The sequence below is a fragment of the Streptomyces sp. NPDC002463 genome (genome assembly GCF_042889835.1).
GTDB lineage: Bacteria > Actinomycetota > Actinomycetes > Streptomycetales > Streptomycetaceae > Streptomyces > Streptomyces nymphaeiformis.
In genome coordinates this window covers 237,174-252,194 of sequence record NZ_JBIARL010000012.1, presented here as the reverse complement: position 1 = coordinate 252,194, position 15,021 = coordinate 237,174, and the positions used below count along the sequence as shown (strand labels likewise).

16 protein-coding genes and 2 pseudogenes are annotated in these 15,021 nt (G+C 68.1%); 8 read left to right on the top strand and 10 right to left on the bottom strand.

From position 1 onward, the window contains the following. Positions 1 to 63: 63 nt before the first annotated feature. Positions 64 to 660: a hypothetical protein gene (locus tag ACFYX3_RS24990; protein ID WP_389017318.1), complete on the bottom strand. Its 597-nt coding sequence runs from the start codon at positions 658 to 660 to the stop codon at positions 64 to 66. Positions 661 to 668: 8 nt separating this feature from the next. Between ACFYX3_RS24990 and ACFYX3_RS24985 the strand changes: the two genes are divergently transcribed. Both ACFYX3_RS24985 and ACFYX3_RS24980 read left to right on the top strand, forming a co-directional pair. Next, positions 669 to 1,043, top strand: a complete 375-nt coding sequence (locus tag ACFYX3_RS24985; RefSeq protein WP_389017315.1) for a hypothetical protein — start codon at positions 669 to 671, stop codon at positions 1,041 to 1,043. Between the two features lie 713 nt (positions 1,044 to 1,756). Further along, positions 1,757 to 2,254, top strand: coding sequence for a hypothetical protein (locus ACFYX3_RS24980; protein ID WP_389017312.1), 498 nt, complete (start codon positions 1,757 to 1,759; stop codon positions 2,252 to 2,254). 361 nt (positions 2,255 to 2,615) lie between these two features. On the opposite strand, the gene ACFYX3_RS24975 is transcribed toward ACFYX3_RS24980, so the two are convergent. Continuing rightward, the gene (locus ACFYX3_RS24975) at positions 2,616 to 2,966 is read right to left on the bottom strand and encodes a hypothetical protein (RefSeq protein WP_389017309.1); all 351 of its coding nucleotides are present in this window, start codon (positions 2,964 to 2,966) and stop codon (positions 2,616 to 2,618) included. A 23-nt stretch (positions 2,967 to 2,989) separates the two neighbouring features. Here ACFYX3_RS24975 and ACFYX3_RS24970 point away from each other — a divergent pair, with 23 nt between their 5' ends. Then, positions 2,990 to 3,238 (top strand): hypothetical protein, encoded by a 249-nt coding sequence (locus ACFYX3_RS24970; protein WP_389017306.1) that lies wholly within the window; start codon positions 2,990 to 2,992, stop codon positions 3,236 to 3,238. A gap of 137 nt (positions 3,239 to 3,375) precedes the next feature. Here ACFYX3_RS24970 and ACFYX3_RS24965 read toward each other — a convergent pair whose 3' ends face one another. Then, a complete protein-coding gene (locus tag ACFYX3_RS24965; protein WP_389017303.1) occupies positions 3,376 to 4,125 on the bottom strand; it encodes a hypothetical protein in 750 nt (249 codons plus the stop codon). 410 nt (positions 4,126 to 4,535) lie between these two features. On the opposite strand from ACFYX3_RS24965, the gene ACFYX3_RS24960 reads away from it, so the two are divergent. The 3 genes from ACFYX3_RS24960 to ACFYX3_RS24950 all read left to right on the top strand — a co-directional run bounded on the left by ACFYX3_RS24960 (position 4,536) and on the right by ACFYX3_RS24950 (position 6,538). Next, positions 4,536 to 5,141, top strand: a complete 606-nt coding sequence (locus ACFYX3_RS24960; protein ID WP_389017300.1) for a dihydrofolate reductase family protein — start codon at positions 4,536 to 4,538, stop codon at positions 5,139 to 5,141. 111 nt (positions 5,142 to 5,252) lie between these two features. Beyond that, positions 5,253 to 6,344 (top strand): IS630 family transposase, encoded by a 1,092-nt coding sequence (locus ACFYX3_RS24955; protein ID WP_389017297.1) that lies wholly within the window; start codon positions 5,253 to 5,255, stop codon positions 6,342 to 6,344. Between the two features lie 14 nt (positions 6,345 to 6,358). After that, the gene (locus ACFYX3_RS24950) at positions 6,359 to 6,538 is read left to right on the top strand and encodes a hypothetical protein (RefSeq protein WP_389017294.1); all 180 of its coding nucleotides are present in this window, start codon (positions 6,359 to 6,361) and stop codon (positions 6,536 to 6,538) included. A 231-nt stretch (positions 6,539 to 6,769) separates the two neighbouring features. On the opposite strand, the gene ACFYX3_RS24945 is transcribed toward ACFYX3_RS24950, so the two are convergent. The 3 genes and pseudogenes from ACFYX3_RS24945 to ACFYX3_RS24935 all read right to left on the bottom strand — a co-directional run. Continuing rightward, on the bottom strand, positions 6,770 to 7,090 hold the full coding sequence (locus ACFYX3_RS24945; RefSeq protein ID WP_389017291.1) for a hypothetical protein: 321 nt from the start codon (positions 7,088 to 7,090) through the stop codon (positions 6,770 to 6,772). 486 nt (positions 7,091 to 7,576) lie between these two features. Then, on the bottom strand, positions 7,577 to 8,263 hold the full coding sequence (locus ACFYX3_RS24940) for a HemK2/MTQ2 family protein methyltransferase (protein WP_389017288.1): 687 nt from the start codon (positions 8,261 to 8,263) through the stop codon (positions 7,577 to 7,579). 278 nt (positions 8,264 to 8,541) lie between these two features. Further along, a pseudogene (locus ACFYX3_RS24935) lies at positions 8,542 to 8,736 on the bottom strand (catalase); the annotation flags it as partial. Between the two features lie 758 nt (positions 8,737 to 9,494). Between ACFYX3_RS24935 and ACFYX3_RS24930 the strand changes: the two are divergent. After that, entirely contained in the window at positions 9,495 to 10,877 is a 1,383-nt protein-coding gene (locus tag ACFYX3_RS24930) for a serine/threonine-protein kinase (protein WP_389017285.1), read from the top strand. Positions 10,878 to 11,317: 440 nt separating this feature from the next. Here the strand turns inward: ACFYX3_RS24930 and ACFYX3_RS24925 are convergent, their stop codons facing one another. After that, positions 11,318 to 11,830 (bottom strand): hypothetical protein, encoded by a 513-nt coding sequence (locus ACFYX3_RS24925; protein ID WP_389017282.1) that lies wholly within the window; start codon positions 11,828 to 11,830, stop codon positions 11,318 to 11,320. 33 nt (positions 11,831 to 11,863) lie between these two features. Beyond that, a pseudogene (locus tag ACFYX3_RS24920) lies at positions 11,864 to 11,959 on the bottom strand (GntR family transcriptional regulator); the annotation flags it as partial. Between the two features lie 51 nt (positions 11,960 to 12,010). Here ACFYX3_RS24920 and ACFYX3_RS24915 point away from each other — a divergent pair. Further along, positions 12,011 to 12,154, top strand: coding sequence for a hypothetical protein (locus tag ACFYX3_RS24915; protein WP_389017279.1), 144 nt, complete (start codon positions 12,011 to 12,013; stop codon positions 12,152 to 12,154). A 287-nt stretch (positions 12,155 to 12,441) separates the two neighbouring features. Here the strand turns inward: ACFYX3_RS24915 and ACFYX3_RS24910 are convergent, their stop codons facing one another. Both ACFYX3_RS24910 and ACFYX3_RS24905 read right to left on the bottom strand, forming a co-directional pair. Further along, complete coding sequence (locus ACFYX3_RS24910; protein WP_389017277.1) at positions 12,442 to 14,346, bottom strand: ABC transporter ATP-binding protein; 1,905 nt, start codon at positions 14,344 to 14,346, stop codon at positions 12,442 to 12,444. Between the two features lie 243 nt (positions 14,347 to 14,589). Continuing rightward, a complete protein-coding gene (locus tag ACFYX3_RS24905) occupies positions 14,590 to 15,021 on the bottom strand; it encodes an NUDIX domain-containing protein (protein WP_389017275.1) in 432 nt (143 codons plus the stop codon).

Here is a 15,021-nt window from a genome sequence, read left to right as displayed (position 1 = left end):
ACCGCGAGCCGGGTCCAGCCGCGGCAGACCCATTGACGTCCTCCGCAGCGATCGCCGCCCAGATCAGACCTCGTCCATCGCCAGCCTGAAGCCGAGTGGCCGTCCCACGACAGCCTCGGTCTGGGCGCGGAGGAACGTGTCGAGGTCGGCGGACGTGGCACGTGCCAAGCGGAGGTCAGTCTCCAGGCAGTCCAAGGAAGAGCCAGAGGCCACTTCTAGGAGGTGCTTCCGTATGGAGGCGGTCATCTCAGCCACGACTTCGGCGAAGGGTCTGTGCTCACCGGTAAGGGATTCCGTCGGCACGATCGCAGTCTCGCTCGCCGCCAGGCGGTGGAGCGATCCAGCCAGATCAGCCTCCAACGTGCCGACCTGCTCATCAAAGCGGTTGGCGTCGACCGACCGACCAGCTTCAGCGTCCTGCACGAATCGTTCGAGTGACGCCAACAGCGCACGGTTGACAGTCCGTGCGGAAGTGATGATCTCCAGCGTCAGTTCGTTCATGAGTCGCCGTCGCTCGTCCGCAGCATCCGCGCGCTGCACGGCGACTGCGGCGCTGTCCTCACGGCGCTTAGATCGCTGCAGGAGGATGCCGCCCATCGCACCGATAGCTGCTGCACCTAACCCGCCGACCAGCCCAAGCACCGCCGTTACGTCTGCCATGGACACGCATGATCCGAGATCCTCCGGTAGTCAGCAAGGCCCTCGCCCGGGCCGCCCGTATCGACCGCAGCTTCCTCCACCGCCACCGCGACCTCCACGACGCCCTCCACACCGCCGCCCACGAACCCGTCAGCCCGGCCGGGACCGGGCCGGCCGTCACACGGGCTTCGCTGCAAGCCGACCCAGTCAACACGGATGCCCGCAGCGTCCGCTTGGCCGAGTGCGTCCACCAGCTCGAAGATCACCTGTCGAAAGCGCTCAGCGAAGAGAGCCGGTGGACCTCCGGGCTCGGGGCACCTGCCGACGTCGCCGATCTGAGCAGCCGCCTCACCCGGCTCGAACAGCGAAACGTCGAGTTGTCCCGAGCGTTGGAGGAACGGTAGGCCGAACTAGACGCCGCCCGAGCCGCCAACCGGGACTTGACCCGCGCTCTGAACCAGCGACGGCTCGCGTCAGGCCGATCAGCCCGGTCGCCATGGGCGACTGTGCCATCAGGTCGACGCCGGCAAGCGCGGCCTCACGGTGAGCGGCGCGCACACGGTCGAACGTCTCCTGGCCCTCCGGCCACGTCGCCTCCCAGCACTCCATCAGGCCTTCGAACCCGTCATCCTCGACTCCGGCACGCAGATCCGGGCGCCCGGTTCGGTCAGGAGGCGGTGAAAGAGGTTCGGTACTGAGCGGGGTGTTGGCAGCTCGAATCCCGCCTCAGCCGCGCCCGCACGCAGCGTTCCGTCGAAGTTCTCAGCCAACCGCTGTGCCGATGCTCCCTGAGGCCGTGGTGGCCGGGGTGTGGGGCGGAGCCCCTGTGACTGAGCGCTTCACCTGGCGACCGAGCCGTCGACTTGGCGGGGTTGGCGGCAGGGCAGCCGTCCGCTCTGGCTGCTGTAATCCTCTGTGTGCGCCCAAGTCTCGGGGCGCGCACGGGGGAGGAATGCTCATGCGACGCGAACTTCGTACTGTCTTCGGGGCAGCGGTACTGCTGGTCACAACCTCGACAGGCTGCTCGGGTGGAGAGGGGAGTTCTGCGGTGCCGTCCCTCTCCCGCACCTCCGCCTCGACCGCTGGGCCGTCTGCCTCGCCTCAAGACCTGACCGAAGTGACCGACAAGACCCACGAAACCCTCACGAAGTCGGTGACACAGAGCCCCGACGCCCCAGGCCCGCAGGGGCTGATGCTGGTTGAGGTGTGGCCGGCCGGCGCCGCCTACGCCTGGGAGACCCGCGACCAGAGGCTCTGCTCGGCCACGGTCACCGCGACCATGGTCCGGGAAAAGTCCTGCGCCACCCGTCGCCTGGACCCGCCCGTCACGTCCCCCAGCGGACTACATCCGATCTTCACCCTCTTCACCGACGGCTGGGTTCGTCTCTTCGGTGCCGACCATCAGCAGGTGACCTCCGCGACCTGCGGCGGCACACCCCTGGAAATCCGCAAGGTCGGAACCGTGGCGGGCGGGGCCCGGACGCTCTACGCAGCATGGTTCCCCGACTACACGAAAGGCAGCATCGAGCTGTCACTGAGCCACGGCGGCACGACGTCCAAGGCCCCGCTCGCGCTCGGCGACGCTGGCGATCGCACCTGCTCCCCGGCCTCCTGAGCGCCACACCTGGCGAGTCCCCGTCCGCTGAATCGCTCAGTCACAGCCCCGCGTGTCTGTGCCTCGGGCCGGGTGGGCGAGTGACCGGACGCTCGGCCAGGGGCGGCCCGCCGGGCTGGGATCAGCTATTCGGCCTCGGCCACATCGCGGCAGCCGCTGCTCCTCCTCAGCCCTCGGCAGCGGTGCGGTCGCCTTACGATCTGGTGGTGTGACGGCAGGGGTACGGTCCGCGCCCAGTGCGAGGGGGGCGCCGCTCCGGGCCCAGCGGCCCCTCTGCCTCCCGCTGCTGCCGTCTTCTCAGCCCGGCCGGCCCCGTAGTCGCTTGCGGCGCCGGCAACGGAGGCTTACGGACCTTGGGCGTTCATACGTCGGTGGGGATGCCGTCCCCGGAGGCGGCGGGGACTGGCGGAGTGCCCGACCTGGCTGTGCGAGGCGGCGTACGCTGGCAGCGACAGGAACGGTCGCTCGGACGTGGACGGTGGACCGGCTCCACCATGCTCTGCCGCACTCGGCTTCTCGGCAGCAGCTCTTGGCGGACGTCCACCTGACGCCGGTGGCCGAGCTGCCGGCGGTGCTCGACCGGTGGGCGGCCGCGGCTGAGGTACTCGAGTCCGCTGCCGGGCGGATCGCCGCCGCGCGTGCGCGACAGCTCGGTGCGGGTGGCGAGGGTCTTGTCGATCACACTGCCGATGTCCTGCGCGATGCCGGTCACCGTGGTGACCGTGAGGGCGCCGCGTGACCTACCGGCTCAGCTTTCCGGCCGATGTTTTCGACACGTACAAGCAACTCCCCGATCGTGCGCGCCGGGACCTCGCGGTCTGTCTCGTCGACGCGCAGGAGGATTCCCTGGCGCACTCGGAGCCGTACGGCGAGGACGACGGCATCATCCGGACGGTGGCCCGCGGGCACGTGACGGCGGTGATCATGGTCGGGGCGGCGACGAGCACGCTGACGGTCCTGGCGATCGCGTACGCCGGCGTGTGATGGACCGCTGCGGTCCGGGACCGGGCGCTTGCGCGAGGCCACTGCTGTCGGCCACGCCGTAACCGTCTTCCGAGGTCACCCCCGGTGTGACCGCCCTGCTCCCGGAGCGTCTCCAGCGTGTCCTTGAGGACCGCGCTTCATGCTCGACGTCGGGCACCTGGCCAGGCGTAGCCGAGCTGATCGGCAAACTCCTTCGAACCGCCGCAAACCTCGGCGACCTCGCGGGGGTCTCCGGCCGTGAGACGCGCCTCAAGGCGCTCTGCTTGGTCACCCGGGTCGTCTCCGGAGACCGGAAGGGGCATCCTGAACTGAAGCCAGGGACGGTCTTCTCTGATCGCGGAACGGCCGGGATGGAACAGGAAGACGCTGATCTGGTCAGGTTCCCAGTGCCAAGCTGAGACGGCTCCCAGTTCGCATTCCCAGGTCGTCAGCCAGCCCACCCGCTCCCGGAGCCGTTCTTCCAGAAGCCTGGCGACTGTTCGGGCCGGCCACTCCCAGCTGTGGTCGGTCGAGGCCCGGCGGACCTCCGCGTCGTACTGATTGACGTCGAATCGAAGCTCTGCGAGGTCGACATCGTCCTCATCAGGGTTGCGCCAGTCGCTCCAGACCACGTGCTGCCCTTCGCGCCTGATGGTCACGTAGACAGCGCCGCAGCATCCTTCCGTGCACTCGGCCTCGGCAAGCCGAACCTCGCGAGGCGTGTCTGTCGCGTGAAGCGGCGCATGCTGCCCCAACAGATACCGAGGGTCATCTGCCGGCCCCTCGTCGAACACGTCGGCCAGGAGGTCTCGTCCGTTGATGATCGGTCGACATTCCACGGCGCCGTGTCGGCTTCCCAGCGGTGGCACGACGATACGGAGGGACAGCAGATGCGGTTCTGTGGTCATCGGCTGATGGTCTCGGAGTCAGTGGCAGTTGTCCTGCGTGTTTCTGCTTGAACAAAGCCACCCCCCTCGTGGGAAGCGCCCGTCCCTCGGGTCGAGGACGGGCGCTTCCCGTGTGTGGTTGCGGTGGGTCAGGCGACGGTCTGGCGGACACATTCGCGGCTGCGGCCGGCGCAGGGCACACCGCTGCCCCCGTGTCAGCGGTGTGCCCTGCGGTGGACTGTGCGCCAGGCGCGCGGATGCCCGCGGCACGGCCATGCCGAAGAAGCGGTCCACCGCCTCCGGGAGGATCGGAACGGCCAGTAGCGAGAGAGGCCAGGTCGGTTGGGTTTTCTCGCTACCTCACGGCGCGGCCGATGAGTTTGTGGCTCCCGCCCGGTCCACACTCGTGACACCCAAGGAAGGACACCGCCATGTCGGAGCTTCTCGTCGACTTCATCACCTCCCTCGACGGCTACGCATCGGGACAGGGATGGCCCGGGTTCTGGGGCCTCGAGGGCCCGGAGTACCTCGCATGGCTCGGCGAGCAGCCCGAGGTCACCTACTTGATGGGAGCGAACACCTACCGCCTGATGTCGGGCTTCGCCGCAGGCGAGGTCCCGAACGGTCAGGACGAGTTCAGGCCCGAGGAGGAGGCGTCCGTCGACGAACTCACGCAAGCCTCCAAGGTGGTGTTCTCCTCCTCACTCGAGGAGCCGCTGACGTGGGCCAACTCCAGGCTCGTCCGAGACGACGCCGTCGAGGCGGTCCGCGCCATGAAGTCGAGCGGCTCGGGGATCCTCAGCACGATCGGCAGCCTCAGTCTGTGCCGGTCCCTGCTGCGTGCCGGACTCGTCGACCGCTTCCGGGTCGTGATGTTCCCCGTGATCACCGGGGCCACGGGCGAAGAACGCATCTACGACGGCTATCCGGATGTTGCCCTTGAGATGACCGCGCACCGCACCTTCGACAACAGCATCCAGCTGGTCGAGTACAAGCCTCGCGTGCTCGAGCACCCGCCGCTCGGCGTCCCTGCGTGACGTCGCCTCGTCCACCGGTCTGGTGGACGGCCGCCAAGCCGGCGCCGACGGGTGCGGAGCAGCACTAGTCTTCTGAGTCAGGAATTCTGTTCAGATGTATAGGCTTGGCCTGTGGCGCGTACTGGGCGGCCGAAGGCCGAGTTGGTTCTGTCGGATGAGGAACGGGCCGCGCTCGAGGGATGGGTGCGGCGCCGTTCCACGCCGCAGGCGTGGGCTCTTCGCTGCCGCATCATCCTGGCCTGCGCGGAGGGGGCTTCCAACAAGGACGTGGCAGCCCGGCTCGGCTCGACCGCGCATGCGGTGGGCCGGTGGCGGGCGAGGTTCGTCGAGCACCGGATCGCCGGCCTGGGGGACATGCCCCGCTCGGGCGGTCCCAGGTCGGTCACCGACGAGCAGGTGGCCGCGCTGGTCGCCAGGACCCTGGAGTCCGCACCGAAGAACGCGACGCACTGGTCGACACGGTCGATGGCGAAGCAGACGGGTCTGTCGCAGTCGACGGTGTCACGGGTCTGGCGGGCGTTCGGTCTGCAGCCGCACCGCTCGGAGACCTTCAAGCTGTCCACGGATCCGTACTTCGTCGACAAGGTCCACGACGTCGTCGGCCTCTATCTGGACCCGCCCGAGCGGGCCCTGGTCTTCTGCGTGGACGAGAAGTCGCAGATCCAGGCCCTGGACCGCTCGCAGCCGGTGCTGCCGATGATGCCCGGAGTGCCGCAACGCGTCACGCACGACTACGTCCGCGCCGGCACCACCACCCTGTTCGCCGCACTCGAGGTCGCCACCGGCAAGGTCATCGGTTCCCTGCACCGCCGCCACCGCGCCGAGGAGTTCAAGAAGTTCCTCGTCAAGCTCGACCGGGAAGTGCCGGACGGTCTCGAGGTCCACCTGGTGCTGGACAACTGCGCCACCCACAAGACCCCGGCCATCAAGACCTGGCTACTGGCCCACCCCCGGTTCCACCTGCACTTCACACCGACCGGGTCGTCCTGGCTCAACCTGGTGGAGCGATGGTTCGCCGAGCTGACGAACAAACAGATACGGCGAGGCGTCCACAAGACCGTCCAGGCCCTGGAGAACGACATCCGGACCTGGATCGCAGCCTGGAACACCGAACCCGGGCCTTACGTCTGGACCAGGACCGCGGACGAGATCCTCGAACGCCTCGCCTCATATCTGAACAGAATTCCTGACTCAGAAGACTAGTCGTTGGACGTCTCATGCGCCTGTTCTTCTGGACCCTCGCCGTGACCCTCGTCCTGGGGGGACTCGTCCTCGCATTCACCGGCAGCTTCGTGGCCGCAGTGGCCTGCGCCGCGTACGTCGTGGTCGTGACCCCGCTCGCCGTGCTCGTGGGCCGTGCGATCCGTGGACGTACCACCCCTCCGTCCTCTCACTGAAGGAGTCCCGCATGCGTACCTCTTTCCTCCTCAGCTGTGAGCCGACCGTCTGGCTATCGCTTGTCGCGATCGTCCTGGAGTTCGCCGCCCTGTTCGGTTGGGATGCCTCTCTCGAGGCCCAGACCAACGTCGACGCTGTCGCCGCTGCCGGGATGGGCACTCGGCCCTGTTTACGAGAACGGGCTCTGGCACAACTTATGTGGAGCCACACCACCCGGGTTGGTGTCTGCCTCAGGTCAAGCCGCTGAACTGCTGATTCCCGGCGCGCTCCGGCCTCGGACATCGAGATTCTGCCCGACACCACAGAAGTTGTGCCAGAACCTCGTTCTCGTGAACACAGCCACCTGGCCGATCGCCGGCGAAGGGACTTCGAAGACTCTGTGCGACCTCGGCGGCGAGCTGCCCGGCCGCCTGGCCGCGCCCGCCGGGATCGAGGCGCTCCAGGAGCGTCAGGTGCCCGATCGTCTCGCGGGCCTCGGCGGCGGTGAGCAGAGCGAGGCGGGGCTCGTCGGGGTAGGTTCCGGTGACCGGCGTGGCATTGCCGTGGTCCATGCTCTTCCCAACGCCGGTTGCCACAGTAGGGGTACGGGAGGATCCAGCTCGTACGCGGGCCCGGTCGTCCGGGGCTGATGCGCGTCGAGCCGACAGCCCTCGTGGCTGCCGGCTCGAGGTCGTGGTCCGGGGGCAACCGGTCCACGAGGGGTTCCCGACTGTCGAGCTTTCCCTGGAGCGGACGAAAGCGAAAGGTCCCTACCGGTTCTCTGTAGCGGAGAACCAGTTCTATGTTCTCGGCGACGGCGACCCCGGCCACCTGAAGAACCGGACGATCACCGCGGCCGGAAACAACGGCTTGGCCGCAGCGCCGGCACGGCGATGATCAGCTTCGACCTGCAGACGGCAACAACGAACCGGTCGGAGCGGGTGGTCGTCCCGTCGCCCAGGACGATTTCGACCGGGCCCTCGATCAGGACGGGCTCCTGTGGGTCCACGGACACGCGGCGGGCGGGCTTCACTCCGTCGGCCGGGCACGGACTCTCGTCAGAGGTGCTGGGCACGGATGACCACCAACTCTTCCCATTCCTCAGCCTCGCTCGCCAAGCCCTGCCGCTCCAGCCAGATCCGCCGCGAGCGCAGGACCGGGCCCCAGGGCACGGATGCCTTCGCTGTGACCTGCGCGGACAGTCCTGCCCCGGCCAGCCGGTCCACGGTCTCCTCTGCCCCGCACATGCCGGAATGCACCATCAGCAGAGCGCCGCCGGGGCGTAGCAGAGTGGAAGCGGTCGCACAGATCCGGTTGATCACGAGGCGCCCGTCCTGGCCGGCGTCCCAAGCGCGCTGCGGCCCCCGCGAAGGCAATGTCACGCCCGGAGCGGGTACGTACGGCGGGTTGGCCACGATGAGGTCGAATCGCAGGCCGACGGTACGGGCCCTGAAGTCTCCGTGCAGGACGCGCAGGGGAAGCCGATGGAGCAGGGCGTTCACACGCGCTGATGCGACGGCCTGCCAGGAGACGTCGACCGCCGTGACCGCGGCACCTCTGCGAGCGGCGTGCAGAGCGAGCGCGCCGGTTCCGGTGCCGATTTCGAGGACGCTGGTGCGGGGCCCCAGCTCCTCGCGGGCAAGTGCCTCGGCGAGCAGGTGGGTGTCCGCCTGCGGGCGGTAGACATTCGGCAGGGCGACCAGGCCACCGGTGAGAGTGCCCAAGCTGAGAGCCGTACCGGACATCACGTACCTCCGGGGATCGTGGCGCCCGTAAGGCCCCTACTTGGACGTCATACGGCGGCTGCCCAGGGTGGGCGACCTCATGCAGCGTTCCGGCGATCTTCGGACCACGGATGAGGAGGCCGTAACCCGCCGGGAAAAGGGGGCGGCGGGCGGGAACGGGCTCACCGCAGAGGTCACGGGGACCCGTTCTCGTTGTTCCCGCCTGGTCCCTCAGACAGCCGGCGGGAACCTGTCCCAGGCCCGGTGCTCGGCCGGCGCTGCGGCAACGGTCTCTACGACGGCCGTACAGTCCTCATCCAGAGCGGTACCCGGGTCGTCGGCTGTGATGCCGACGGGAAGACCTGGATGCCGAGCTCCCACTGTGGGTACGCCCCGGATTCGATGGCATCGAAGAGGTCACGGCGGTGGAAGTCGGGGTCCATCCCGTTGATCCGCTGCGCGTCCTCCCAGACTGCTGATCTTTTCGTAAGTTCTGTGAGTGTGGTGGGTGGATGGTCAGGCCGGTGTGGGTGAGGAAGGACCAGGTGATCTGGTCGTTCTGGTCGATGCGGTGGATGCCCTGTTCGGCGACGTCGGCGAGATGGTCGCCGGCGAGGTTGGCAAGTTCACGTTTCTTGAGCGAGGACCACAGCAGCTCCACCGGGTTGAGCTCGGGTGCATAGGCGGGTAATCGCTCCAGGGTGAGCCAGTCCTGCTAGGCGGCCCAGGCGCGCATGGCCCGGCTCCAGTGGGCGGACAGTCCGTCCGGACCACCACGACCCGTTCCCCGCGGTAGAACACCATGAGCTGTTTGAGGACCTCGATGAGAGCGGTGGTGCCGTAGCTGCCGGGCTTGAGGTGGAAGCACAACCGTGGACCGCGGTCGGGGTCGGCGGCGTGATACCCGAGGGCCGCGGCCATCGAGGCGCGTAGGTGCGGCGGACCTGGGGCAGCAGCGACCTGCTGTATGTACCGGACAAGGCGTACGAACTGGCCACCGGCGAGGAATGGGATCGATCGACCCAGTGTGCTGCTTCGAGAGCTACTCCAACAGGGACGGGTGGCCGCACCTGCGGGGCTGAGTCGAACCGTTGCTTCCCGGCGGCAGCTCCGGCGGGCCGCGACCGGGTCTGCGGAACTTCGGCCTGCCGGAACGCACAACAGTTGGGCTGCGAAAACACGCGAGGCGTCCGGAACGTCGGCCAGGACGTTACGGTGCTGGCTCGTCCTCGCTTTAGCCTTTGGAGGTTCGTTGCCCACGCGTGTCCAGCCTGCCCGTCCTGGCGATCCCGGCCGCGTTGGCCCCTACCGGATACTCGGCCGTCTGGGTGCCGGCGGAATGGGAACTGTCCATGCTGCTCTGGACTCCGCGGGGCGCCGAGTCGCGCTCAAGCTCATTCATCCGGCACAGGCCGACGACGGCGAGTTCCGTGCGCGGTTCAAGCGGGAAGTCGCGCTGTCTCGGCGGGTCTCCGGTCCTTGTCTGGTGGAGGTGCTCGACGCCGACACCGATGCCAGCCACCCCTGGCTGGCCACCGAGTACGTCCCCGGGCCCACGCTTGGTCAGCGCGTCGCTGCGGACGGTCCGCTGACCGGGGCCCAGTTGTACACCCTGGCGGCGGGCACCGCGGCGGCACTGGCGGCCATCCACGAGGCAGGGGTGGTTCACCGTGACATCAAACCGGCCAACGTGATCCTGGCGCCATCCGGCCCACGGGTGCTCGATTTCGGTATCGCCCACGCTCTGGACGGCACCTCTGTGACCCACACGGGTGTGATGACAGGCACCGCCGGCTGGATCGGTCCCGAGTGCTACCGAACCGGCACAGCCGGCGCCGCCGGCGATGTATTCGCCTGGGGAGCTCTGATCGCGTACGCCGCGACAGGACGTCTGCCCTTCGGCACGGGAGCCCCGGACGTGGTGGCTTTCCGCGTGATGTCCGGCGAACCCGATATCGCCGGCGTGCCTGATGACTTGCTCGCGGTGGTGACGTCATCATTGGCCAAAGAACCTGGCGACCGGCCCACACCCGCCATTCTGGCGGAGAAATGCACCGCTCTGCTCGCCGCCCAGACCACCAGCGTCCTGTCCCCGAACGCTGACACGCCCACCGTCATCGGGGACCTCGTGGCCGCCCACTGGGACATACCCACTCAGGACGACCCCGCATGGACGCTTGCCCGACGACGTCCCCTCCGACGCCGCGCCGGACTCCTCGCCACCGCCGGCGTGATGGCATTCGCCGTGGCTCTGGGAGTTACCTACGCGATCCGCGGGCAACACCCGGTCGCCCCGGCGTCGCCCACGACGATGCGCAGCGGCGACCGGTCGGCCCCGGCTTCGATGCCGTCGTCAACCAGCACTCTGCCGACTGCCAAGACCTCGGCCACATGCCTACCCGTCACCTACAAGTTCCCGACGGCGAGTCGAGCTGTGAATCCAAGGAAGACATCTGCACAGACGGTGCGCCGTGGTACGTCACCGATATCAACACCCTGTGTGGCGAGCGCCCTTCCACCCGGGTTGTCCGCCTCGTTTCCCAGCCGGAAACCGGCGGCGATCCCGGGACGGCGTTCTGTATCGCTTGGACTGGCGAAGGAACGGGAACCGACCGCGATGGCGCGCTTCTCTTGAATGCCCCTGGCTATCAGTGCGGCGCCACTCTCGTAGGTGCCGTCGACGGACAAGCTGTGCATCTGGATGGCGAGTCGGTTGTGTTCTATGACTCCCCCCAGGAGTGCACGCCCTCCTACCCTGGGACACGTCTGACTTACCCGGCGATCCTCGACTACAGCCGTCTCGACGCCGCGATACCACCGGCATACGTCTGTCTGGTGGAACACGTCGGCGCCTGACGAGCGGCGGATCGCCACCCAAGAGCAGACCCTGCCGTGAACACCCGCTCGGACCGAACGCATGGGGAAGCCGTGAGTCACACGGACCGGCTGCTGAGGAGCCGGCCCCAGTCGTGATCGACCGCCGTCGTTCAGTTCCTCATCGGACAGCCGCTCGTCGAGCCGCTCAAGGTGCACTCCCTACGTCACCTTTGTCCTCGTCCATGCCGCTGGCCGATGTCAGTCCTCAGGACTGTCCCGGCACTGCCCGTGCCGGCAGTCGGCGCCTCGCCGGTGCAGCCGCCGAAGGTCTTGCAGAGCGGCGACAGGGAACGGATGCAGCACCCACTTCTCCCGATACCCCGCCTCGCCGTGAACCCGCTGCACTGTCTCGGCGGCTTCCAACACCACGTGGCCCAGCACACTGCGGGGCTGCGTTGAGCTCCAGGAAAGAGTGCCCGCATCGTCGGGCGAGTCCCAGCTCGTCGACATGTCCGGGAACCGGTAGATGGCGATGGCCACGTCTGCTCCCCGGCGCCGGAGTCGCCACCTCAGTTCGGCGGGTTCGAGATCGAACGAGACGCGCTGGACAGGTGAGTCCCCATAGAGACCCGCCACGGCATACAGCAGATCGGCCAAGGCGTCCGTGCAGTAGCCGACGATGCCCTTCTGCTCCGAAGCTCCGTCGGCGATACGGTACGTGGCCCACCCCGAGCCGCCCAGTTCCCAGCTGAACTGGAGATCATCCGCCATTCGCACCCCTCCCGAGTGGATCACAGCCTCCCATCATCGACTGAGGGGAGGCTCATAGCCGATCCCGCACAGGGCAGCAGGCACGAGGGTGTCAGCCGTCTCGACGGGCCGCCCCTGGTCGCTGTAGTACGCGGCATCTGCAAGCTCCCTCCGAGCGCCGAGCCTCTCTACCGGGACTGGATGCTCATCGAGGACCAGGTCGGAAACCACAACGGAGTCTGCACCGCGTACGAGACCATCCTCACCATCAACCGACGGCTCGACGTCAGCCCCGAACCCCAGGCCGAAGAGATCTACGAACGGCTCGTCAACCGCAGCGCCTGAAGGGCAAGGGGCACCGGTGGGCGCCTGCGCCCCTGCCGATGTCCTGTTTCTGGCTGACTGCGTAGAAGGAGACCAGGCGGCACGGGCAGCTATGCAGGTAGCTACGCGCTCGTGCGGTCTCCAGTGCGGTCTTGCCAGAGCGCGGCTTCCCGTCAAGCACCGTCCCGCACCCGGGCCGGCAGTGCGTTCCGCCCACGTCGCGAAGCATCATCCCCATCTCCCGGCGGGGGATCAGATAGACACCCTGAGAGGGTGTGAGTCGATCCGTCATGGCGTGCTCTTCTCGATCACATGGCGGTCTCCTCGGAGTTGTTGCGTTGGGCAGGGACGCCCCGGTCGTTCTGCAAGTCCCACAGTTCCTTGAAGAGACCCGGCGCCTTCACCAGCTCGCCGAAGGTGCCGTCCTGAATGACGCGGCCGTGGTCGAGAACGACAATGCGGTCCGCGACGGCGACGTTCGCGAGCCGGTGCGTGACCAGGACGACGGCACGGTCCTGAGCGACTTCGCGAAGGCCGGAGAAGATGCGGTGCTCGGCGCGGGCGTCGAGGGCGCTGGTGGGTTCGTCCATGACCAGGAGGCCGGCGGGGCGGTGGAAGGCGCGGGCGATGGCGATGCGCTGCCACTGACCGCCCGACAGTTGGACCCCGCCGAACCACTCGCGGGCCAGAAGCGTGTCCAGGCCGCTGCGGAGGTCGTCGACGACTTCATGGGCGCCGGCCTTCTCGGCGGCCGCGCGGACGTTGTCCTCGCCTCCGTGGGGCTGGCCCAGGGTGATGTTCTCGCGGGCCGTGAGGGGCCAGCGGGCGAACGACTGGGGCACGACGGCGGTGTTCTCCCACAGGGCGTGGGGATCGAGGTCGGTCGTGTGGTGGTCGTCCCAGGTGACGGTGCCGTCGGTGGGCAGGTACAGACCGGACAGGAGCTTGGAGAGGGTCGTCTTGCCGGAGCCGTTCTCGCCGACCAGGGCCAGGACTTCACCGCGGCGGACTTCCAGGGTGACCTTGTCCAACGCGGGCCGGTCCGCTCCGGGGTAGTAGTACGTGAGGCTGTCGGCCTTGACGACGCTCGGCGATCCGGGAATCACGGTGCCCCGGTTGAGGCGGTGGCCGCCCGCCTCTTCGATGAACTCCACCCAGTCGTCGAAGTAGAGGCCGGTGCGGAAGAGCTGCGTGCCGTAGCCGACCATGCCGCGCAGGGAGGAGCCGACGGTGCGCATCGCGAAGACGGCGGTTCCGGCAGACGCGACGGACATGTGGCCGGTGGCGAGCAGCATGCCGAGGGCGATCCACACAGCGGCGGACGCGATGCCGCCGGTGACGGCGCCGATGAGCGCGTAGCGGGCGCCTTGATTGACGGCCTTGTCGGTGACGGCGTCGACACGGGATCCGATGGCGCGGTAGCGGCCGAGGAGGAAGTCGGCCATGGTGCCGGAACGGACCTGGTCGGCGGTGTCCTTGTCCACGATGAACCACCGCAGGTGGCTGAGGGTGCGCCGCTCGGCGGCCATGGCGCGTGAGGACTCGTAGTGGATGCGCGCGCCCTTCATGCTGGCGATTCCCTGAGGGAGCACAGCCAGGACGAGGAGCGGCAGCAGCACGGGGTGCAGGACGGTGACGACGCCGGCCGCCGCGATGATCGACGCGAGGCAGGCCATGAACTGCTGGGATTCGGTGATCAGATCCCGTGCGACGTCGGCGCCCCGGTCGGCGTTTTCCCACTTGTCGTTGAAACCGGGGTGGTCGTAGGCGGCGAGTTCGGCGTGGACGGCCGCGTCGAGCATCTCCAGCTCGGCCTCGCGCGAGATACGAGGGGAGAGGCGGGTGGAGACATTGACGATCACGATGGCGAGCAGAGCGCGTGCACCGGCCGCGCCGGCGAGGACGCTGACCGCGGGTAATGCCTCGACGAGGCGGTCCTGGATGTGCCCGGAGGCGATCAGTGCGGTGATGGTGCTCGTGGTGGCGACGAGCGCGAACGCCTCCAGGGCGGCCGAGAGAGCTTGGCAGGTGAGCAGGACGATCACGGAACGGGGATTCACGCGCCATGCGAGGTGAAGGGCCCGGCGTACGAGCTGGGGAAGGCGCCGGGCCATGGACCAGGTGGTCACCGAGTGCCTCTGGAAGACGGCCACCGTGGAGGACTGGAACCTCAGCTCCTCGACGGGTTTGTCGGTGTCTGTGTCGCTGGACAACGCATCAGCTCCTCGTGTCGAGTTGTGGTGGAGCGCGTGAGCGTACGGGGGTGAGCGCGCACGGGGAACCGTTCGGAGCGTTGATCACCCGAGGGTGTGATGAGGCGGTCTCAAACCCTCTGACCTGCTGTGATGCGAGTGGCGTACGTGAGAGCCGGCATCTTCTGACACGAGGCGGGCAGGTCATGACGACGCCCCGCTCAGACGCTGGGCGTGGCGTGAGCGGGGCGTCGGAGTGCTGGGTCAGACCCCCGCCGGGATCATGCCGCTGTGCAGGGCGTTGATGATCACCTCGGTGATCGCGTCCGGCTTGAGGTTGATCTCCCGCAGGGCCTCGGGGGTCAGGGGGATCTCTTCGAGCAGGTACTCGCCGCGGCCTTCCTGGCTGAATTCGGGGCCGGTGCGGTCCTCGAACGACCACGTGCTGATCGGGGCGAGGTAGAAGTGCTGGCGGTCCTCACCGTCCTCCAGGACGTGCAGCAGCCGCAGGTGCTCGACCTCGCCGGCGATCTCCTCCCTGATCTCGCGGCGCAGGGCGTCTTCGAGAGTGGCGTCGGACGTCTCGACCTTGCCGCCCGGGACGACCCAGTAGACGGGGACGTCCGGCTTGACGCGCTTGATCAGCAGGAGGGTGCGGGACGGGGTGGTGAGGATGGCGCGGACGCGTTCGGTCAC

Bases quoted from the DNA above. Each gene is read 5' to 3' on its own strand.
- ACFYX3_RS24990 (WP_389017318.1), bottom strand. From the start codon at position 660: ATGGCAGACGTAACGGCGGTGCTTGGGCTGGTCGGCGGGTTAGGTGCA.
- ACFYX3_RS24985 (WP_389017315.1), top strand. From the start codon at position 669: ATGATCCGAGATCCTCCGGTAGTCAGCAAGGCCCTCGCCCGGGCCGCC.
- ACFYX3_RS24965 (WP_389017303.1), bottom strand. From the start codon at position 4,125: ATGACCACAGAACCGCATCTGCTGTCCCTCCGTATCGTCGTGCCACCG.
- ACFYX3_RS24960 (WP_389017300.1), top strand. From the start codon at position 4,536: ATGTCGGAGCTTCTCGTCGACTTCATCACCTCCCTCGACGGCTACGCA.
- ACFYX3_RS24950 (WP_389017294.1), top strand. From the start codon at position 6,359: ATGCGCCTGTTCTTCTGGACCCTCGCCGTGACCCTCGTCCTGGGGGGA.
- ACFYX3_RS24945 (WP_389017291.1), bottom strand. From the start codon at position 7,090: ATGGACCACGGCAATGCCACGCCGGTCACCGGAACCTACCCCGACGAG.
- ACFYX3_RS24940 (WP_389017288.1), bottom strand. From the start codon at position 8,263: ATGTCCGGTACGGCTCTCAGCTTGGGCACTCTCACCGGTGGCCTGGTC.
- ACFYX3_RS24925 (WP_389017282.1), bottom strand. From the start codon at position 11,830: ATGGCGGATGATCTCCAGTTCAGCTGGGAACTGGGCGGCTCGGGGTGG.
- ACFYX3_RS24915 (WP_389017279.1), top strand. From the start codon at position 12,011: ATGCTCATCGAGGACCAGGTCGGAAACCACAACGGAGTCTGCACCGCG.